This window comes from Pseudomonas sp. LAMO17WK12:I10, assembly GCF_900215185.1.
Taxonomy (GTDB): Bacteria; Pseudomonadota; Gammaproteobacteria; order Pseudomonadales; family Pseudomonadaceae; genus Aquipseudomonas; species Aquipseudomonas chlororaphis.
Genome location: NZ_OBDX01000003.1, coordinates 298434 through 315655 on the forward strand (window position 1 = coordinate 298434; position 17222 = coordinate 315655).

16 protein-coding genes are annotated in these 17222 nt (G+C 62.9%); 11 read left to right on the top strand and 5 right to left on the bottom strand.

Annotated features, from left to right (window positions below; genetic code table 11):
* Nucleotides 1-3: 3 nt before the first annotated feature.
* Complete coding sequence (locus CRO75_RS05895) at nt 4-1782, bottom strand: GspE/PulE family protein (protein ID WP_085532928.1); 1779 nt, start codon at nt 1780-1782, stop codon at nt 4-6.
* A gap of 126 nt (nt 1783-1908) precedes the next feature.
* The gene (locus CRO75_RS05900) at nt 1909-2229 is read right to left on the bottom strand and encodes a hypothetical protein (RefSeq protein WP_009046101.1); all 321 of its coding nucleotides are present in this window, start codon (nt 2227-2229) and stop codon (nt 1909-1911) included.
* Between the two features lie 124 nt (nt 2230-2353).
* Here CRO75_RS05900 and CRO75_RS05905 point away from each other — a divergent pair, with 124 nt between their 5' ends.
* Nucleotides 2354-2824 (top strand): Lrp/AsnC family transcriptional regulator, encoded by a 471-nt coding sequence (locus CRO75_RS05905; RefSeq protein ID WP_097134706.1) that lies wholly within the window; start codon nt 2354-2356, stop codon nt 2822-2824.
* 85 nt (nt 2825-2909) lie between these two features.
* Here CRO75_RS05905 and CRO75_RS05910 read toward each other — a convergent pair whose 3' ends face one another.
* The gene (locus tag CRO75_RS05910; protein WP_009046100.1) at nt 2910-4277 is read right to left on the bottom strand and encodes a CYTH domain-containing protein; all 1368 of its coding nucleotides are present in this window, start codon (nt 4275-4277) and stop codon (nt 2910-2912) included.
* Between the two features lie 159 nt (nt 4278-4436).
* Here CRO75_RS05910 and argE point away from each other — a divergent pair, with 159 nt between their 5' ends.
* The 10 genes from argE to CRO75_RS05960 all read left to right on the top strand — a co-directional run bounded on the left by argE (nt 4437) and on the right by CRO75_RS05960 (nt 14718).
* On the top strand, nt 4437-5585 hold the full coding sequence (gene argE, locus CRO75_RS05915) for an acetylornithine deacetylase (RefSeq protein WP_097134726.1): 1149 nt from the start codon (nt 4437-4439) through the stop codon (nt 5583-5585).
* A 145-nt stretch (nt 5586-5730) separates the two neighbouring features.
* Nucleotides 5731-7029: an amino-acid N-acetyltransferase gene (gene argA, locus CRO75_RS05920; RefSeq protein WP_097134707.1), complete on the top strand. Its 1299-nt coding sequence runs from the start codon at nt 5731-5733 to the stop codon at nt 7027-7029.
* A gap of 507 nt (nt 7030-7536) precedes the next feature.
* Nucleotides 7537-8874 (top strand): OprD family porin, encoded by a 1338-nt coding sequence (locus tag CRO75_RS05925; protein WP_097134708.1) that lies wholly within the window; start codon nt 7537-7539, stop codon nt 8872-8874.
* Nucleotides 8875-9146: 272 nt separating this feature from the next.
* A complete protein-coding gene (locus CRO75_RS05930) occupies nt 9147-9785 on the top strand; it encodes a peroxiredoxin (protein WP_007928285.1) in 639 nt (212 codons plus the stop codon).
* Between the two features lie 253 nt (nt 9786-10038).
* Nucleotides 10039-10632 carry an NADPH-dependent FMN reductase gene (gene ssuE / locus CRO75_RS05935; RefSeq protein ID WP_007928287.1) on the top strand — a complete coding sequence of 198 codons (594 nt, stop codon included), beginning with the start codon at nt 10039-10041 and terminating at the stop codon, nt 10630-10632.
* An 89-nt stretch (nt 10633-10721) separates the two neighbouring features.
* The gene (locus CRO75_RS05940; RefSeq protein WP_009046094.1) at nt 10722-11690 is read left to right on the top strand and encodes a sulfonate ABC transporter substrate-binding protein; all 969 of its coding nucleotides are present in this window, start codon (nt 10722-10724) and stop codon (nt 11688-11690) included.
* Nucleotides 11691-11715: 25 nt separating this feature from the next.
* Nucleotides 11716-12864, top strand: coding sequence for an FMNH2-dependent alkanesulfonate monooxygenase (gene ssuD / locus CRO75_RS05945; RefSeq protein WP_097134709.1), 1149 nt, complete (start codon nt 11716-11718; stop codon nt 12862-12864).
* A 3-nt stretch (nt 12865-12867) separates the two neighbouring features.
* Nucleotides 12868-13662: an aliphatic sulfonate ABC transporter permease SsuC gene (ssuC, locus tag CRO75_RS05950; protein ID WP_177409725.1), complete on the top strand. Its 795-nt coding sequence runs from the start codon at nt 12868-12870 to the stop codon at nt 13660-13662.
* A complete protein-coding gene (gene ssuB / locus CRO75_RS05955) occupies nt 13659-14465 on the top strand; it encodes an aliphatic sulfonates ABC transporter ATP-binding protein (RefSeq protein ID WP_097134711.1) in 807 nt (268 codons plus the stop codon). The genes ssuC and ssuB overlap by 4 nt, the downstream gene beginning before the upstream one ends.
* A gap of 37 nt (nt 14466-14502) precedes the next feature.
* The gene (locus CRO75_RS05960; protein ID WP_007928303.1) at nt 14503-14718 is read left to right on the top strand and encodes a TOBE domain-containing protein; all 216 of its coding nucleotides are present in this window, start codon (nt 14503-14505) and stop codon (nt 14716-14718) included.
* Between the two features lie 212 nt (nt 14719-14930).
* Here CRO75_RS05960 and CRO75_RS05965 read toward each other — a convergent pair whose 3' ends face one another.
* Together CRO75_RS05965 and CRO75_RS05970 are read right to left on the bottom strand one after the other, a co-directional pair.
* Complete coding sequence (locus CRO75_RS05965; RefSeq protein ID WP_009046091.1) at nt 14931-15566, bottom strand: TetR/AcrR family transcriptional regulator; 636 nt, start codon at nt 15564-15566, stop codon at nt 14931-14933.
* Between the two features lie 222 nt (nt 15567-15788).
* On the bottom strand, nt 15789-17165 hold the full coding sequence (locus CRO75_RS05970) for a glutamine synthetase family protein (RefSeq protein WP_007928314.1): 1377 nt from the start codon (nt 17163-17165) through the stop codon (nt 15789-15791).
* Nucleotides 17166-17222: the final 57 nt, after the last annotated feature.

Genomic DNA, 17222 nt, shown 5'->3' on the forward strand with positions numbered 1-17222 from the left:
AGCTCATCGCTGCTCGCTTTGTGGCGTGACCCGCAATATCTCCTCGAGGGTGGTCAGCCCGGCCGCGACTTTCTGCGCCCCGGACAGGCGCAGGCTGCGCATGCCTTCCAAGAAGGCCTGGCGGCGTATGGCGAGCAGGTCGGCGTCGGCGCTGATCAGGGCTTTGAGGCTGTCGCTCAACTGCATGATTTCATACACCCCGGCGCGGCCCCGGTAGCCGGTATCGCGGCATTCCAGGCAGCCGGTGGCGCCGTGGGCATGGCTGGGCAGCGGTGCCTGCCAGGGCCGGGTCAGGCTTTGCCAGTCGCCTTCGTCCAGGGTCAGCGGGGTCTTGCAGTGCGGACACAGGGTGCGCACCAGGCGCTGGGCCATGACTCCCAGCAGCGTGGCCTTGATCAGGTAAGGCGCGACGCCCAGTTCCAGCAGGCGGCTGATGGCGCCGGGCGCGTCGTTGGTGTGCAGGGTCGACAGCACCAGGTGGCCGGTGAGTGCGGCCTGGATCGCCATCTCCGCGGTTTCCAGGTCACGGATCTCGCCGATCATGATGATGTCCGGGTCCTGGCGCATCAGCGCGCGCACGCCGCTGGCGAAGGTCAGCTCGATGTTGTGCTGGACCTGCATCTGGTTGAACGCCGGCTCGACCATCTCGATCGGGTCCTCGATGGTGCAGAGGTTGACCTCCGGCGTCGCCAGCTTCTTCAGGGTGGTGTACAGGGTGGTGGTCTTGCCCGAACCGGTGGGGCCGGTGACCAGGATGATGCCGTTGGGCTGGCGGGTCATTTCCTGCCAGCGCCGCAGGTCGTCGCTGGAGAACCCCAACTGGTCGAAGTCCTTGAGCAGCACCTCGGGGTCGAAGATGCGCATGACCATTTTTTCGCCGAAGGCGGTGGGCAGGGTCGACAGGCGCAACTCCACTTCGCCGCCTTCCGGGGTCTTGGTCTTGACCCGGCCGTCCTGGGGTTTGCGTTTTTCCGCGACGTTCATCCGGCCCAGGCTTTTCAGGCGGCTGACCACGGCCATGGTGACCTGGGGCGGGAACTGATAGACGTTGTGCAGCACCCCGTCGATGCGAAAGCGCACGGTGCCTTGTTCGCGGCGCGGTTCGATGTGGATATCGCTGGCCCGTTGCTGGAACGCGTACTGGAACAGCCAGTCGACGATGTTGACGATGTGCGCGTCGTTGGCGTCGGGCTCCTGATCGCTGGCGCCGAGGTTGAGCAGTTGTTCGAAGTTGCCCGGGGCGTGGCTTTTCTGGTCGGCGCTGGCGCCGGTGACCGACTTGGCCAGGCGGAAGAACTCCACGGTCAGGCGCTGGATTTCCACCGGGTTGGCCACCACCCGCTTGATCGGCAGTTTCAACACGTGGGTCAGGTCGGCTTCCCAGGCACTGACATAAGGCTGGGCGCTGGCCACCGTGATCGCCTCGGCATCGATCGACACCGCGAGGATCTTGTGGCGCTGGGCGAAGGCGTAGGACATCAGCGGAGTGACGGCGGCGACGTCGATTTTCAGCGGGTCGATGCGCAGGTACGGCTGGCCGGCCTGTTGCGCCAGCCACAGGGTCAGGCTTTCCAGGTCCAGGCGCCTGCCGGGCCGGCTGAGGTCGTCCAGGTGCTGGCTGGCGAGAAACTCCAGCGGGTGCAGCTGGCTGTTGGCGGCATTACGACGGGTGGTCAGGGCGTGTTCGGCCGAGTCCTGGCTGATGAAACCCTGGGCGACCAGGTCGCGCAGCAGATCGTTGAGATCCAGCCAGTGGTCCTGGGTAACGAGAGGAACGGACATGCGGGCTCCTTGTGAACAATCCGGCAGCAGGCGGGTTAGATGCGCCTCTGACCACGCAATGCCAAGAATAGTCCCGGGATGGCGACCGCCAGTCGCCCAAGCGTTGCAGGGTTTTGCCTGGCGCCTTCAGCCGGCGGCTTGCAGCGGCTCGCGCTCGGCCAGTTGCAACTGTACCGAACACACGCTGATCAGGTTGCGCAGTTTTTCCGCGATGACCTGGGCGCGGTGCCAGCTCAGGCCGTCGAGCAGCACTTCCATCAGCAGCGAACCGTCCTGCTGTTGCACCTGGACCTGCTGCGGCAGCAGGGACTGCAAGGCGAAATGGTTGAGCACCCGGCACAGCACATCGGCTTCGGCGTCGGTGACCAGTTGGTAATGCACCCGGCAATGGGTGTTGGCGACATTCCACACATCGGCGCGGGAACTGACGGCTTCGAGAGAGGGCATGGGGTTCTCCAGATCAATGGAGAAATTTTTACATTCGGTTGCGGGTATTTCTTATCTAAGATGAACGTATTTTCCGGATTATCGAATTGGATGATTCGTCTTTAAGGATTATGGAGGGTTTTCTATGCATGGCGAGCTGGACGCTTACGACCGTCGCATTCTGGCGCTGCTGCAAGAGGACGCTTCGCTGTCCAGCGCGCAGATCGCCGAGCAGGTGGGCTTGTCGCAGTCACCTTGCTGGCGGCGGATCCAGCGGCTCAAGGAGGAGGGGGTGATCCGTGGCCAGGTGACCTTGCTCGACCGCAAGAAGATCGGCCTCAACACGCAGATCTTCGCCGAGGTCAAACTCAACGCCCACGGCCGTTCCAACTTCACCGAATTCACCGAGGCGATCCGCGGTTTTCCGGAAGTGCTGGAGTGTTATGTGCTGATGGGTGCGGTGGATTTCCTGTTGCGCATCGTCACGGCGGACATCGAGGCGTATGAGCGTTTCTTCTTCGAGAAACTGTCGATGGTGCCGGGGATTCAGGAAGTGAATTCGATCGTGGCGCTGTCGGAGATCAAGTCCACGACCAGCCTGCCCGTCCTGCGTTGATGCAGTTGGCGCTATCGCGAGCAAGCTCGCTCCTACAAGGGGTTACCGCCAACCTGTAGGAGCGAGCTTGCTCGCGATCAGGCCGTTACATGCGCAGCAAGGTCTTCCATGCGCGGTTCTGGAACACCGTGATCGCCTGTTGCTTGCGGGCATCCAGAGTTTCGTCGGTGATCGGCTCGTTGGCCAACTGCGCCAGCTTGTTCAACTCGCCGTACAGGCGATCCAGCTCCGGGATTTCCAGCACGTTGCGCGCGTGATGCAACCAGGACTGGATGCGTTCGATGCGCGGCAGTTGCTCGGCCAGGTCTTCCGGTTGCTGCTGGTAGCGTGGCAGTTGCAGGGCGCTGGCTTCGTCGGCCAGCAGGCGCGGCAACCAGCTGCCCAGTTGCGCCGCACCCTGACGGTTGCCACGGGTATTGCGCTCGGCGGTCCAGCTGCGGGCCAGCAACCAGCGCGAGGTGTTCAGCGAGAACAGGCCCCAGCGCACGTCCTGCAACTCTTCGATGAACTGCTCGGGCGCGGCCTTGCGCACGTCTTCGTCGTCCAGGCCGGCTTGTACCAGCGGACGCCAGTCTTCCAGCAGGCCGTCCAGCGACGCGCGCAACTCGGCGGTCGCCTGGCGCGGCGCGGCCTGGCCCAGGCTGCTGACCAGGGCGCGCAGTTCCGCCAGGTTCTCGACCCAGTCCTGCAGCAGGCGCCAGTGGCCGTTGAAGCGATATTGCTCGGCCAGGCGCTGGCTGCTGCCCAGCAGGTGCCAGGTCAGCGCCGCGAAGGCGTCGTCCAGCGGCGTTTCCGCGCTCAGTTCCGGGGCCGGCAGGCTCAGGGAGTAGCTGTTGGCGTCGAACAGGCGGTAGCCGCGCTCGGCCTTGCTGATGTCGCAGGGCATCAGCGGCAGGGTGGCGGCCAGCTCGGCGGCCAGTTCCAGCAGGGCGGCCGGTTCGCCTTCGCGCAGTTCCAGTTCCAGCTCGCAGATCTCTTCCTTCTGCTTGCCGGCGATCACGTGGCCCAGGTCCAGGGCGGCCTCGATCACCACCTTGGCCTTGCCGCGGCCCCAAGCGATTTCCGCGCGTTCGCGGACGAAGTCGGTGGTGAAGATCGGCTTGAGGGTCTTCTTGTCCAGCTCGGCCAGTTGCTCGGGCCAGCATTCGCCATCGAGTTTCTTCAGGTCGAGCTTGGCTTTGGCCAGGTGCCAGTCGTACTCGTTGCGTTCCGACAGGCCGGCGACGCTCTGGCCGCGGGTCTTGAGGGTCTGGATCACTTCTTCGCCGTCGCGGCGCAGGCGCAGGGCGACCTTGGCGCGGGCCAGGTCGCGCTCGGGCGTGTCGAAGTACTGGTTCATCAGTTCGCGGTGTTCCCAGCCACTTTTGTTGCGTTTTTTCAGGAGCGGGTGCTCACGCAGGGCGGCGAGGGTTTCGCGGCTGACGCGGAGTTTGATTTCGGTTTCTTTCTGCATGGCCGGAAAATCCAGGATCGGGAGCGCAGCCGGGGGAAATGTGTGGCTGCCAAGGTCGTGCAGTGTACAGGACTCGCCGCGTCGAGGTGCCGTGGCGGTTTATTCCTGTCGCAGGATGGCTCTATGATGGACTTCATCTTGGAACCCTGGAGCCAGCGCATGCCATTGCCGTCCATGAAAGAGCAGTTCGCTGCGCTGATTGCCACACCTTCGGTCAGCTGTACCCAGCCGGCGCTGGATCAGTCCAATCGTGCGGTCATAGACCTGCTGGCGAGCTGGCTTGGCGACCTGGGTTTCGCCTGCGACATCCAACAGGTCAGCCCCGGCAAGTTCAATCTGCTCGCCAGTTTCGGCAGCGGCCCCGGCGGCCTGGTGCTGGCCGGGCACAGCGATACCGTGCCCTACGACGGCGCGCTGTGGCAGACCGATCCGCTGAAGCTCACCGAGGTCGACGGACGCTGGGCCGGCCTGGGCAGCTGCGACATGAAAGGCTTTTTCGCCCTGGTCATCGAGGCGGTCCGGCCGCTGCTGGATCAGTCCTTCAAGCAACCTCTGCTGATTCTCGCCACCTGTGACGAGGAAAGCTCCATGGCCGGCGCCCGGGCCCTGGCCGAAGCTGGCCGGCCGTTGGGGCGCGCCGCGGTGATCGGCGAGCCGACCGGGCTGCGGCCGATCCGTATGCACAAAGGCGTGATGATGGAGCGCATCGATATCCTCGGGCGCAGCGGCCATTCCTCCGACCCGAGCCTGGGCCATAGCGCCTTGGAAGCCATGCACGATGCCATCGGCGAACTGCGCGGCCTGCGCCTGGCGTGGCAGCGCGAATTCCGCAATCCGCAGTTCAGCGTGCCGCAGCCGACCCTGAACCTTGGGTGTATCCATGGTGGCGACAACCCGAACCGGATCTGCGGCCAATGCTCGCTGGAGTTCGACCTACGGCCGTTGCCGGGCATGGACCCGCAGGCGCTGCGGGCGGCCATCCGACAGAAGCTGGTGCCCGTGGCCGAGCGGCATCAGGTGCAGATCGACTACGCGCCGCTGTTCCCCGAAGCGCCGGCCTTCGAGCAGGCCGAAGACTGCGAACTGGTGCGGGTGGCCGAGCGTCTGACCGGCCATCGCGCCGAAGCAGTGGCGTTCGGCACCGAAGCGCCTTATCTTCAGCGCCTTGGCTGCGAGACAGTGGTGCTGGGCCCGGGCGACATCGCCTGTGCTCACCAGCCGGGGGAATACCTCGAAATGTCACGCTTGCAGCCTACCGTGCATCTACTACGTGAACTGATTAACCATTACTGCCTGACGCCGGCCTGATTTCTACTAAATCACCGACGGCCAAGCCCGTACCTCAAGGAGAGCGAGCGTGTCGCCAAGCCTGTTCCGACGATAACCACCAGCCCGCTGTGCGTTTTCCCGTTTCGTCCTTTTATAGGCTGCTTCTTATTTACAGGCTCAGGTTATGCCCGATTACGTCAATTGGCTTCGTCACGCTTCTCCTTATATCAATGCCCACCGCGACTGCACCTTCGTGGTCATGCTGCCCGGCGACGGCGTAGAACATCCGAACTTCGGCAACATCGTCCATGACCTGGTGCTGCTGCACAGCATGGGCGTGCGCCTGGTGCTGGTGCACGGCTCGCGTCCACAGATCGAAGCCCGCCTGGCCGCCCGTGGCCTGACCCCGCATTACCACCACGGCATGCGCATCACCGATGCGGCGACCCTGGAATGCGTGATCGACGCCGTCGGCCAGTTGCGCATCGCCATCGAAGCACGGCTGTCCATGGACATGGCGTCCTCGCCGATGCAGGGTTCGCGGCTGCGGGTCGCCAGCGGCAACCTGGTGACCGCCCGGCCGATCGGCGTGCTCGAAGGCGTCGACTATCACCACACCGGCGAAGTGCGCCGGGTCGATCGCAAGGGCATCAACCGCCTGCTCGACGAGCGCTCGATCGTACTGCTATCGCCCTTGGGCTACTCGCCGACCGGAGAAATCTTCAACATCGCCTGCGAAGACGTCGCCACCCGCGCGGCCATCGACCTGGCCGCCGACAAGCTGCTGCTGTTCGGCGCCGAGCGTGGCCTGCTGGATGAAAGCGGCAACCTGGTACGCGAACTGCGCCCGCAGCAGGTGCCGGCGCATTTGCAGCGTCTGGGCGGCAACTATCAGGCGGAACTGCTGGATGCCGCGGCCGAGGCTTGCCGGGGCGGAGTAGGGCGCAGCCATATCGTCAGCTACGCCGAAGACGGCGCGCTGCTGACCGAGCTGTTCACCCGTGACGGTGGCGGTACGCTGGTGGCCCAGGAGCAGTTCGAACGGGTCCGCGAGGCGGCCATCGAGGACGTCGGCGGTCTGCTGGATCTGATCAGCCCGCTGGAAGAACAGGGGATTCTGGTGCGGCGTTCCCGCGAGGTGCTGGAGCGTGAGATCGAACAGTTCAGCGTGGTCGAGCGCGAGGGGATGATCATCGCCTGTGCCGCGCTCTACCAGATCGCCGATTCCGACGCCGGGGAGCTGGCCTGTCTGGCGGTGAACCCCGAATACCGCCACGGTGGTCGTGGCGACGAACTGTTGGAAAGGATCGAAACCCGGGCCCGGGCCCAGGGCCTGAAAACCTTGTTTGTCCTCACCACCCGTACCGCCCACTGGTTCCGCGAACGCGGTTTCGCGCCTAGCAGTGTCGAGCGTCTGCCTTCCGCGCGGGCGTCGCTGTACAACTATCAGCGCAACTCGAAGATCTTCGAAAAAGCCCTCTGAGCATCACTTCCTTCGGCAACCCGCTCTTGACAGGAGCGGGTTTTTGCTGCGCCCGCCGCAAACGATTTGTGTTTCAGAAAAGTAAATCTGCGTGACACAAAAACTGTAACAAATTGACGCGACCATTGGCGCAAAGCCATTATTGCGTCGCCTTTTTGATACGGGTTGACGTATCTGGCTTATGTTTTAACTGATCGATCTAAAGATCAGCGGGGAAATACCATTCAGGAATCAGACAGTACGCCGATACCTTGTGCCACGGCTCAAGTAGGCAGACCTGGATATATTCCTGAGCGGTATGAACAAGAATGAAATAATTCTTTTTGGGATTATGGAAAACTCATTACCCTGCAAGGCGCAAATCATCGCGATTAGACCTTGGTCGTAGACACAGTTGGTTACGATTGACTTATGAGTCACGGTCTGGCGCTAATCGCCCACCGATGGACCCGGGGCATCAGACCCTGGGCCTGAGTACACAAGAATTAGAAACGAGAGGAGCGAAACATGAACAAGTCCACCTTGGCCCTGGCTGTGGCCGTTGGGGTTCTGGCGCAGCAGGCAGGCGCCGCCGGTTTCATCGAAGACAGCAAGGCCAGCATCACCGCCCGTAACTTCTATATCAACACTGACAACCGTGACGGCACTGCCAAGCCTTCCAAGCAGGAAGAATGGGGTCAGGGTTTCATCTTCAACTTCGCTTCCGGCTACACCGAAGGCACCGTAGGCTTCGGCGTCGACGCCATCGGCCTGCTGGGCATCAAGCTGGATTCCGGTAAAGGTACTGCCTATAACGCCGGTAGCGCGAACAAGGGCGGCACCGTTTTCCCAAGCGACAGCGACGGTCGTGCGGTAGACGACTTCAGCAGCCTGGGCCTGACCGCCAAGGTCAAGGTTTCGAAAACTGAGCTGCGTCTGGGCACCCTGTTGCCAAAACTGCCGGTTGTAACCTCCAACGACGGTCGCCTGCTGCCACAGACCTTCGAAGGTGGCCAGATCACTTCCAACGACATCGACAACCTGACTCTGGTTGGCGGTAAGCTGGAACACGCCAAGGGCCGTAACTCGACCAACAACGACTCGCTGACCATTGCCGGTTCCAACGGTGCGACTACCACCGCTACCTCGAACAAGCGCAGCAATGAGTTCTACTTTGCCGGTGGTGACTACAAGATCACCAAGGATCTGACCGCGCAGTACTACTACGGCAACCTGGAAGACTTCTACAAGCAGCACTTCTTGGGCCTGACCCACAACTGGGCACTGCCAGTGGGCAGCCTGAAGACCGACCTGCGTTACTTCAACAGTGACTCCGACGGCAAGAACTCCAGCCAGGAAGGTCGTTTGGCCGGCTACCGCTCTTCTGGCTACCAGAACAACGGCGGTGAAGTGGACAACCGCACCTGGAGTGCGAAATTCACCTATAGCCTGCAAGGCCACGCGCTCAGCGCCGGCTACCAGCGTGTGAATGGCACCAGCGACTTCCCGTTCCTGAACCAGGGTGACGGTGCATCCGCCTACCTGATCACCGACGTGCAGATCGGCAAGTTCCAGCGTGCCGGCGAGCGTACCTGGTTGGCCCAGTACGCCTACGACTTCGCAACTATCGGTTTGCCAGGTCTGACCACCTCCGTGATGTACCTCAAGGGTGACAACGTTGCCACCTCCACCGGCGACAAAGGTGAGTGGGAGCGTGACTTCTCCCTGGGCTACGTAGTACCGGAAGGCACCTTCAAGGGCCTGGGCCTGACGTGGAAAAACGCTTCGCTGCGCTCTGAAGTCGCCAGCCAGCGTAACCAGGACGAGAACCGTCTGATCGTGAGCTACACCCTGCCTATCCTGTAATCCGACGTTAAAACCTCGCCCGGCGCAATGCCGGGCGAGGTGTTGTCATCCAGGTCGGACCCACCCCCGCAGGTCCTCCCCGAAACCCCTCTTTACAGCTACTCAAGGCCTTCTCGAACCTTGTCGAGGATGGTGTGCCCTGGGCGTGTGCGAATCCAGTGAAGAGATTTTTAATATTCCTTTACCGTCTAAATAAATCGATATTTATTCTTTTTAAATATTCCCAGGCGCAGGCACAGTAGGGCCCATAACGCACTCACAGGAGCAGCAACATGAGCCTCAGACTTGGCGACATCGCCCCCGACTTCGAACAGGATTCCAGCGCCGGCAAGATTCGCTTCCACGAGTGGCTCGGCGACAGTTGGGGCGTGCTGTTTTCCCATCCGGCGGACTTCACCCCGGTGTGCACCACCGAACTGGGATTCACCGCCAAGCTCAAGGAGCAGTTCGCCCAGCGCGGCGTGAAAGCCATTGCCCTGTCGGTGGACCCGGTGGACTCGCACCACAAGTGGATCGAGGACATCAACGAAACCCAGAACACCCTCGTCAACTTCCCGATCCTGGCCGACGCCGACCGCAAGGTCTCGGACCTGTACGACCTGATCCACCCGAATGCCAACGACACCCTGACCGTACGTTCGCTGTTCGTCATCGACCCGAACAAGAAGGTGCGTCTGACAATCACTTATCCGGCCAGCACCGGGCGCAACTTCCACGAGATCCTGCGGGTGATCGACTCGCTGCAGCTCACCGACAACTACAAGGTGGCCACCCCGGCCAACTGGCAGGACGGTGATGAAGTGGTGATCGTGCCGTCGCTCAAGGACGAAGAGGAAATCAAGAAGCGCTTCCCCAAAGGCTATCGCGCGGTCAAACCCTACCTGCGCCTGACTCCGCAACCGAATCGCTGACACCATGGCCCGCAGGCGTGAGCCGGCATTGCCGCTGCCTGCGGGTCAGGTACCGCTTCCACAAAGCAGGGGTTTTAAGGCCGTTTCGACGGCCTATTTTTTTGCCTGGAAAACAGCTTTTCTTATATTCATTTAAAGAATAAACAAATGAAAAAATAAGATTTATGGATATATAAATAGACTGTTAAGGTCTGCTCAGCTCAGCGAGATCGCAAACCGCGAATCGCCCATTACCGCTAAAGGAAACCTCTGCATGCTGGTCGTCTCACTCGGTGGCAGTCCCAGCCAACGCTCCCGCTCCGGGGTGCTGCTGGAACACGCCAAACGCTGGTTGCAGCAACAAGGTGTGGAAGTGGTCGACTATCAGGTGCGGGATTTCCCGGCCGAGGACCTGCTCCACGCGCGCTTCGACAGCCCGATGGTGATCGACCTGTTGCAACAGATCGAACAGGCCGACGGCCTGCTGATCGCTACCCCGGTCTACAAGGCATCGTTTTCCGGCGCGCTGAAAACCGTGCTCGACCTGCTGCCGGAACGCGCCCTGAACCACAAGGTGGTGCTGCCGATGGCCACGGGCGGCAGCATCGCCCACATGCTGGCGGTGGACTACGCGCTCAAGCCGGTGCTGTCGGCCCTCAAGGCCCAGGAGATGCTCCAGGGCATCTTCGCCGAGGACAGCCAGATCGCCTACGGCGAAGGCAGCGCCCAGGCGCAACTGGCGCCGGCGCTGGAGCAGCGTCTGCGCGAAGCCCTGGAACAGTTCCACAGCGCCATGGCGCGGCGTCCCAAGCCGCTGGACCCGAATCTGTTGAATGACCGTTTGTTGAGTGCTCGCTGGAGCATTTGAGTCCTACCCGATTCTGAAGTACTGGCCTTACTTAGCCGCCAACGGCCTAGCAGGTGCAGCCAAAACCCAACAGCAAAAAGGAGAGCGCCATGCGCCCTGTGATTTTGCGTCGTGGTCTGGTCGCTCTGTTTGCTGCGGCTGTGTCCTTCGGCGCCATCGTTCAAGCCCAAGCGGCCGAAACCCTGCGTATCGGCTATCAGAAATACGGCACCCTGGTGCTGCTCAAGGCCAAGGGCTCGCTGGAGAAGCGTCTGGCGGAGCAGGGCGTGCAGGTGCAATGGACCGAATTCCCCGGCGGCCCGCAGCTGCTGGAAGGGCTGAACGTCGGCTCCATCGACTTCGGCGTCACCGGCGAGACCCCGCCCGTATTTGCCCAGGCCGCCGGTGCCGACCTGTTGTACGTGGCTTACGAGCCACCGGCACCGACCAGCGAAGCGATCCTGGTGCCCAAGGATTCGCCGATCAAGTCGGTGGCGGAGCTCAAGGGCAAGAAGGTGGTCCTCAACAAGGGCTCCAACGTGCACTACCTGCTGGTCCGCGCCCTCGAAGACGCCGGCCTCAAGTACAGCGACATCCAGACCGTCTTCCTGCCGCCCGCCGATGCCCGCGCCGCCTTCGAGCGTGGCAGCGTCGATGCCTGGGTGATCTGGGACCCCTATCAGGCGGCGGCCGAGAAGCAGCTGCAAGCCCGCACCCTGCGTGATGGCAGCGGCATCGTCGACAACCACCAGTTCTACCTGGCGACCAAACCCTACGCACAGCAGCACCCCGAGGTGATCAAGACCCTGGTGGAAGAGGTGCGCGCGGTGGGCGAGTGGTCCAAGGCCAACCCGGACGAAGTGACCCAGCAGGTGGCGCCACTGCTTGGCCTGCCGGCGGACATCACCCTGACCTCGGTGAAGCGCCAGGGCTATGGCGCGCACTTCCTGACCCCGGACGTGGTGGCGGCCCAGCAGAAAATCGCCGACAGCTTCCACCAGCTCAAGCTGATTCCCAAGCCCCTGAGCATCAAAGACGTGATCTGGACGCCTCCAGCCGCCGTTGCCAAAGCGCCGTAACTCGATCCCCTTAGGAGACAACTCCATGAGCCTCAATATTTTCTGGTTCCTGCCTACCCACGGCGACGGCCATTACCTTGGCACCGCCGAAGGCGCTCGCGCCGTCGACCACGGCTATCTGCAGCAGATCGCCCAGGCGGCCGACCGCCTCGGTTTCGGCGGCGTGCTGATCCCCACCGGACGTTCCTGCGAGGACTCCTGGCTGGTGGCGGCCTCGCTGATCCCGGTGACCCAGCGCCTGAAGTTCCTGGTCGCCCTGCGCCCCGGGATCATTTCTCCGACGGTGGCGGCGCGCCAGGCGGCGACCCTGGATCGCCTGTCCGGTGGCCGGGCGCTGTTCAATCTGGTGACCGGCGGCGATCCGGACGAACTGGCCGGCGACGGCCTGTTCCTCAGCCATGAAGAGCGCTACCAGGCTTCGGTGGAATTCACCCGCATCTGGCGCCGGGTGCTGGAAGGCGAAACCGTCGATTACGACGGCCAGCACATCAGCGTGAAGGGCGCCAAGTTGCTTTATCCGCCGATCCAGCAACCGCGTCCGCCGCTGTACTTCGGTGGCTCCTCGGAAGCCGCGCAGGACCTGGCCGCCGAGCAGGTGGACATGGTCCTGACCTGGGGCGAACCACCGGCCGCGGTGGCCGAGAAGATCGAGCAGGTCCGGGCCAAGGCCGCCAAGCAGGGGCGCAGCGTGCGCTTTGGCATTCGCCTGCATGTGATCGTGCGTGAAACCAACGCCGAGGCCTGGAAAGCGGCCGAGCGCCTGATCTCCCATCTGGACGACGACACCATCGCCCGCGCCCAGGCGTCCCTGGCGCGCTTCGATTCGGTCGGCCAGCAACGCATGGCGGCCCTGCACAGCGGGCGCCGTGACAAGCTGGAAGTCAGCCCCAATCTCTGGGCCGGTGTCGGCCTGGTGCGTGGCGGCGCGGGCACCGCGCTGGTCGGCGATGGCCCGACCGTGGCGGCGCGGATGCAGGAGTACGCGGACCTCGGTATCGACACCTTTATCTTCTCTGGTTATCCCCACCTGGAAGAGTCGTACCGGGTGGCCGAGCTGCTGTTCCCGCACCTGGATATCGAACGTCCCGAGTTGCCCAAGGGTGCCGGGTACGTCAGCCCGTTCGGCGAAATGGTCGCCAACGACATCATCCCCAAAGCTGCGTCCCAGAGCTGAGGCGTGGCCATGAACAGACAAGCTTTGTTCCATCGCCTGGCGCCCTGGGCCCTGCCACTGCTGTTACTGGCGGTATGGCAGTTGTCGGTCTCGGCCGGCTGGCTGTCGACGCGGATCCTGCCGGCACCCAGCGCGGTGATCGAAGCCGGGGTCGGCCTGGTGCGCAGCGGCGAAATCTGGACCCACCTGGCTATCAGCGGCTGGCGCGCGGCGATCGGTTTCCTGATCGGCGGCGGCATCGGCCTGGCCCTGGGCTTTATCACCGGCCTGTCGAAGTGGGGCGGACGCCTGCTGGACAGCTCGGTGCAGATGATCCGCAACGTGCCGCACCTGGCGCTGATTCCCCTGGTGATCCTGTGGTTCGGCATCGATGAGTCGGCGAAAATTTTCCTGGTGGCCTTGGGCACTCTGTTCCCGATCTACCTGAACACTTATCACGGCATCCGCAACGTCGACCCGGCGCTGGTGGAAATGGCGCGCAGCTATGGCCTGTCCGGCTTCGCCCTGTTCCGCCAGGTGATCCTGCCGGGCGCCTTGCCTTCGATCCTGGTAGGCGTGCGGTTTGCCCTGGGCTTTATGTGGCTGACGCTGATCGTCGCGGAAACCATCTCCGCCAGCTCCGGCATCGGTTATCTGGCGATGAACGCCCGGGAGTTCCTGCAGACCGACGTGGTGGTGCTGGCCATCGTCCTGTATGCCGTGCTCGGCAAACTGGCGGACCTCGCCGCGCGCGGCCTGGAGCGTGCCTGGCTGCGTTGGCATCCGGCCTATCAAGTGGTCAAGGGAGGTGCGCAATGACGGCTCAACAACCTCCACGCCTGCTGCGCGGTATTCCGCTGGCGGTGCGCAAGCTGCAAAAGACCTTCGGTTCGCGCCAGGTGCTGCGCGAGATCGACCTGCATATTCCGGCCGGGCAATTCGTCGCGGTGGTCGGCCGTAGCGGCTGCGGCAAGAGCACCTTGCTGCGCTTGCTGGCCGGCCTCGACAAACCCACCGGCGGCGAATTGCTAGCCGGTGCCGCGCCGCTGAGCCAGGCCATCGAGGACACCCGCCTGATGTTCCAGGAGGCGCGCCTGCTGCCCTGGAAGAAAGTCATCGACAACGTCGGCCTGGGCCTCACGGGCGACTGGCGCCCCCAGGCCCTGCAAGCCCTGGAGGCGGTGGGCCTGGCCGACCGCGCCAATGAGTGGCCGGCTGCCTTGTCCGGTGGCCAGAAGCAGCGGGTGGCCCTGGCCCGGGCGCTGATCCACCAGCCACGCCTGTTGCTGTTGGACGAGCCCCTGGGCGCGCTGGATGCCCTGACCCGGATCGAGATGCAGCAACTGATCGAGCGCCTGTGGCAGCAGCATGGCTTCACCGTCCTGCTGGTGACCCACGACGTCAGCGAAGCGGTGGCGGTGGCCGACCGGGTGATCCTGATCGAAGAAGGCGAGGTCGGTCTCGATCTGCTGGTGGAGCTGCCGCGCCCACGGGTGCGTGGCTCCCATCGATTGGCGGCGCTGGAAGCCGAAGTCCTCAGCCGCGTGTTGTCGCTACCCGCCTCGCCGCCCGAGCCGGAACCCGTTTCACCCTTGCCCACGCAATTGCGCTGGGCTCAGTAACAACCTCACACCCTCTACCACGACAGGAATCAACATCATGACTATCAAGGCCATCAACGTTCGCAACCAGTTCAAAGGCACCATCAAGGAAATCGTCGAAGGCGACGTGCTCTCTGAAATCGACGTGCAGACCGCCTCCGGCATCGTCACGTCGGTGATTACCACCCGTTCGGTCCGGGAGCTGGAACTGGCGATCGGCAGCGAAGTGATCGCGTTCGTGAAATCCACCGAGGTGTCGATCGCCAAGTTGTGACTGGTGCGCGACAACCGGCCCCGGATGGCGTGAGCCCTTCGGGGCTTTTTTATGGGCGATGACGGCTGTAGTCGCTGCCAAGCCTGCGAGGCTGCGATCGAGGTGGGCGGCATTCCGACGCAGCCTTCGCCAGCCGGTCTATCTGAAGGAATGCATGGCCAGGTTTCACGGCCGCGTTGCGGCCGGGCGCAGCCTCGCTAGCTCGGCAGCGGCTACAGGGCAGGGCGCTTGGGCAGGTAAGGCGGGAGGTACAGCCCCAGGTAGGCATCGAACACCCGCATGCCTTCCTCGGCCATGCGTTCGGTGATCTGCCCATGTTGCTGGACCGAGCGTGCGTAGACGCGGTCGCCCAGTTCCATGGCCAGGGCGAACACATCCACATCCGTGGGCAGCGCAGGCAGCTGGAAGTGCTGGTCGAACAGCTTGTGCATCAGGTCGCCCAGTTCGATGTCGTGCTGGCGGTCGGCCTGGGTGACCTCGGTGAGGCCATGCTGGGCCAGGATCAACTGGCGGGCCGCGGCGTCGGCGCTGTAGATGGCGAGCATGCGCTGTTCGACCAGCCGCGACAGGTCGTGCCAGCTGCCCAGGGCTGCGTGGTCGATGGGCTCTTGCAGGCAGGCGCGGAAGGCCGCGTGGACGTCGGCGGTCAGGGCTTCGAGCAGGGCGGGAACGCTGGCGAAGAAGTGGTAGACCGAGGAGGGCGGGATCTCCGCGCGCTCGGCCACGCTGTAGATCGACAGGCTGGCCACGCCCTCGGCGGCAAGCAGGGTGCGGGCGGCATCGAGTATCGAGTCGATCCGGGCCTGGCTGCGTGCGCGGGGTTTGCGGGGGGTGGCTACGCGTGTCATGGGAGTCTCCTGCGGGGCAGCGGGCATTGTACGCGAGGTCATAGGCACGGTCAGGCGCGATCGTTGTAGCCGCTGCCGCAGGCTGCGACAAGGCCCGAAGGGCCTTCCGAGGCCCTCAGCGTCTCCCGCGGAACCGGTCGCAACCTGTGGCAGCGGCTACAGCGGTCATAAAAAAACGCCACGGGCCTTTGCGGCCGGTGGCGTTTTTTTTGCTGCAGCCGCTTACACGGTGTGCAGGTACCAGTTGTACTCGAGGTCGGAGATCGAGTGCTCGAACTCCTCCAGCTCGCTTTCTTTACAGGCCACGAAGATATCGATGTATTTCGGATCGATGTACTTGGCCATGACTTCGCTGTCGTCCAGCTCGCGCAGCGCATCGCGCAGGTTGTTCGGCAGGCTCTGCTCGTTCTGCTCGTAGGAGTTGCCTTCGGTTGGCGCGCCCGGTTCCACCTTGTTGACCAGACCGTGGTGCACGCCCGCCAGCACCGAAGCCATCAGCAGGTACGGGTTGGCATCGGCACCGGCGACACGGTGTTCGATGCGCACGGCATCGGAAGAACCGGTCGGTACGCGAATGGCCACGGTACGGTTGTCCAGGCCCCAGCTCGGCGAGTTCGGCACATAGAACTGCGCGCCGAAACGACGGTAGGAGTTGACGTTCGGGCAGAGGAAAGCCATCTGCGCCGGTAGGGTCTCGAGCACACCGCCGATCGCGTGACGCAGTGCGGCGTTCTGCTCGGGATCCTCGCTGGCAAAAATATTCTTGCCGTCTTTGTCCAGGACCGAAATGTGGACGTGCAGACCATTACCCGCCTGGCCTGGGTAAGGCTTGGCCATGAAGGTGGTGTCCATCTCATGGTCGTAGGCGATGTTCTTGATCAGACGCTTGAGCAGTACCGCATAGTCGCAAGCCTTGATCGGATCGGCGACGTGGTGCAGGTTCACTTCGAACTGCGCCGGAGCACTTTCCTTGACGATGGCGTCGGCCGGGATGCCTTGTTCTTTCGCGCCTTCGAGAATGTCCTGCAGGCAGTCGACGTACTCGTCGAGGTCGTCGATCAGGTAGACCTGGGTCGAATGCGGGCGTTTGCCGGAGATTGGCGAGCGTGGTGGCTGTGGCCGGCCATTCACGTTCTCCTGGTCGATCAGGTAGAACTCCAGCTCGAAAGCCGCGCAGATGGTCAGGCCCAGCTCGTCAAACTTGGCAACGACCTGGCGCAGCACTTCGCGCGGGTCGGCGAAGAAAGGGTCGCCTTCGAGTTCGTGCATGGTCATCAACAGTTGCGCGGTGGGGCGTTTCTGCCAGGGTTCATTGCACAGGGTATCGGGGATTGGATAGCAGATTCGATCGGCGTCGCCGATGTCCAGGCCCAGGCCGGTGCTTTCCACCGTCGAGCCATTGATATCCAGAGCAAATAAAGAGGCCGGCAGGTTGATGCCTTTCTCGTAAACCTTGTGGAGGCTGGTGCGTTCGATGCGCTTGCCGCGCACCACACCATTCATATCCGCAATCAGAAGGTCAACGTACAGAACCTCAGGATGTTCCTTAAGGAACGCGTTCGCTTCGTTAAGCTGAACGGCACGCGGGGGTACCGACATGATGCAACACCTTTGTTGTTAAAAATATCAATCATTGATCTTTTCAGGTTTCAGTCA

What these genes read in the sequence shown, in the direction of transcription:
- CRO75_RS05965 (WP_009046091.1), bottom strand. Translation starts at nt 15,566, where the DNA reads ATGACACGCGTAGCCACCCCCCGCAAACCCCGCGCACGCAGCCAGGCC.
- CRO75_RS05970 (WP_007928314.1), bottom strand. Translation starts at nt 17,165, where the DNA reads ATGTCGGTACCCCCGCGTGCCGTTCAGCTTAACGAAGCGAACGCGTTC.
- CRO75_RS05910 (WP_009046100.1), bottom strand. Translation starts at nt 4,277, where the DNA reads ATGCAGAAAGAAACCGAAATCAAACTCCGCGTCAGCCGCGAAACCCTC.
- CRO75_RS05905 (WP_097134706.1), top strand. Translation starts at nt 2,354, where the DNA reads ATGCATGGCGAGCTGGACGCTTACGACCGTCGCATTCTGGCGCTGCTG.
- CRO75_RS05940 (WP_009046094.1), top strand. Translation starts at nt 10,722, where the DNA reads ATGCGCCCTGTGATTTTGCGTCGTGGTCTGGTCGCTCTGTTTGCTGCG.
- CRO75_RS05925 (WP_097134708.1), top strand. Translation starts at nt 7,537, where the DNA reads ATGAACAAGTCCACCTTGGCCCTGGCTGTGGCCGTTGGGGTTCTGGCG.
- ssuB (WP_097134711.1), top strand. Translation starts at nt 13,659, where the DNA reads ATGACGGCTCAACAACCTCCACGCCTGCTGCGCGGTATTCCGCTGGCG.
- ssuD (WP_097134709.1), top strand. Translation starts at nt 11,716, where the DNA reads ATGAGCCTCAATATTTTCTGGTTCCTGCCTACCCACGGCGACGGCCAT.
- argE (WP_097134726.1), top strand. Translation starts at nt 4,437, where the DNA reads ATGCCATTGCCGTCCATGAAAGAGCAGTTCGCTGCGCTGATTGCCACA.
- CRO75_RS05930 (WP_007928285.1), top strand. Translation starts at nt 9,147, where the DNA reads ATGAGCCTCAGACTTGGCGACATCGCCCCCGACTTCGAACAGGATTCC.
- argA (WP_097134707.1), top strand. Translation starts at nt 5,731, where the DNA reads ATGCCCGATTACGTCAATTGGCTTCGTCACGCTTCTCCTTATATCAAT.
- CRO75_RS05895 (WP_085532928.1), bottom strand. Translation starts at nt 1,782, where the DNA reads ATGTCCGTTCCTCTCGTTACCCAGGACCACTGGCTGGATCTCAACGAT.
- CRO75_RS05900 (WP_009046101.1), bottom strand. Translation starts at nt 2,229, where the DNA reads ATGCCCTCTCTCGAAGCCGTCAGTTCCCGCGCCGATGTGTGGAATGTC.
- CRO75_RS05960 (WP_007928303.1), top strand. Translation starts at nt 14,503, where the DNA reads ATGACTATCAAGGCCATCAACGTTCGCAACCAGTTCAAAGGCACCATC.
- ssuE (WP_007928287.1), top strand. Translation starts at nt 10,039, where the DNA reads ATGCTGGTCGTCTCACTCGGTGGCAGTCCCAGCCAACGCTCCCGCTCC.